Annotated in this window: 1 protein-coding gene; it reads right to left on the bottom strand. The window is 41.2% G+C overall.

Going from position 1 to position 1,753, the window contains the following annotated elements:
* Positions 1 to 1,603, bottom strand: a 1,603-nt coding sequence (locus T408_RS0109030; protein WP_028119626.1) for an IS1182 family transposase, incomplete at its 3' end; no start/stop codon positions are given.
* Positions 1,604 to 1,753: the final 150 nt, after the last annotated feature.

A 1,753-nucleotide genomic window follows, 5' to 3' on the forward strand; every position in this document is an offset into this window, starting at 1 on the left:
AAAAAACCCAGATTTTTATTCGACAAGAATAAAAATGCTGGGTCTTTTGATTTGTTCTAAAGATCAGAGCCAATTTTCTCATGTTCGTGGCCATTAACGCCAGTCCAATCTCATTATGAACCTTATCAATTCCTCTTACATGGAATCGGTTGAACCCTAAATTCGCCTTCAAATGTCCGAATGCGGGTTCCACATCCGTTTTTCGAAGGCTGTATATTAAGCTGTATTCTGGATCTGACAAGAGCTCTCGTTGCTTGGCTTTGTAGTACTCCCACTCCGGATTGATGGTTACCTTCCTAAGATACCCTTTAGGGGTGAGTGCGGATTCGATCAGATTTTGATTGGCATCGGACTTCTCCGCCTGGTACTCTTTGAACTGACGTATATAACCGTATTTATCCGTTCGAGTGCGATACGCATGAAAGTTAAACCGGACGCCTTTGGGATCCATATAATAGTCATCCGATTCGTAGTAATCCCAGTTCATGACCTTTTTTTCATCTTCACGCCATTTTCTACTCTGTTCCTTGCGATAAGTGTTATAGGGGATTAATGGGACTAAATTTGGGAAGGTATCATCTAAAAACTCATAGTTTGGCTGTGAACCGTAACCAGCATCCATCGCGACCACCGAACTCTGTTCAAATAACGTGTGATGGGTCTTCATAAAAGGGATTAACGTTCTTGTGTCCGTTGGATTAGGAAACAGTTGGTAGGCTAGAAAGAATTGATTGCGGGTAGCGACTTGGAGATTATAACCTGGCTTGAGTTGACCATTACGCATCGGGTCTTCTTTCATTCGCATGAAAGTCGCATCTGTATCGGTTTTAGAATAAGAATTACGGGTGCCGAGTCTTTCGTGCTGATTTTGATAAGCCATCGCTTTCGATTGGCGTTCCTTTACCTGCTTGATTCGACTCTTTAGAAAGCGTCGTTCTTGCTTATCCGGATTAGGTGATGGCTTGGGATTGGCTTCGATTTGTTGTTCAAGATCCTGTAATTGGACTTCTAGCACCGTAATGATTTCTCCTAAGTCTTCCACGGTTAGCGGTGTATCTTCAGGGATTGACGCTCTACCGTAATAATCATACAGTTCATTTAACAATGTCACGAGTTGTTGGCGATTCATTTCTTCGTAACGAATCGTATTCTTCTTCCAGACAAAGGTATACTTATTGGCATCTGCCAGTAACTTGGTGCTATCAACAAATACTTTATCATCAATGAGTCCCTGCTTTTTCAGAAATGAGACAAAATAGTCAAAACTATCCGTCAGAATCTCCGATAATTCGTCAGATCGTCTGAAGCGGCAGATGGTCTCATGACTGGGACACTGTTCTTGTGTGAGCCATCTAGCGGGTAAATTTTCTTGTGCAAAGCGAGCGATAGGGCGACTGGTGAAGATGCCTCTTGAATAAGCGTATAGGAGAAGTTTTAATAACATGGAAAAATCATACTCTCTCGGTCGACCAAAGAGATAGGGGTGATGAATTTCTAAGTCTTCAACAAATTCGTGAATGGTCCAGACAATATGATTGGATTCTGGAGAATATTGAGTTGAGAGTTCTAAAGTGAGTTGGTTTATGTTATAATGGTTACACATTGGAGGTAGTCCTTTCTGGATTATCTTTAAACAGAGGGTCCGATCCTCTGTTTTTTAATTTTACTAACTTAATTATACCATAAAGCCCACCAAGAATGTTGATATATCAACACTCTTGGTGGGTTTTAGATTGACTTATCTTACAGCCTC

The sequence above is a fragment of the Hutsoniella sourekii ATCC 700629 genome (genome assembly GCF_000518205.1).
GTDB classification, from domain to species: domain Bacteria; phylum Bacillota; class Bacilli; order Lactobacillales; family Aerococcaceae; genus Hutsoniella; species Hutsoniella sourekii.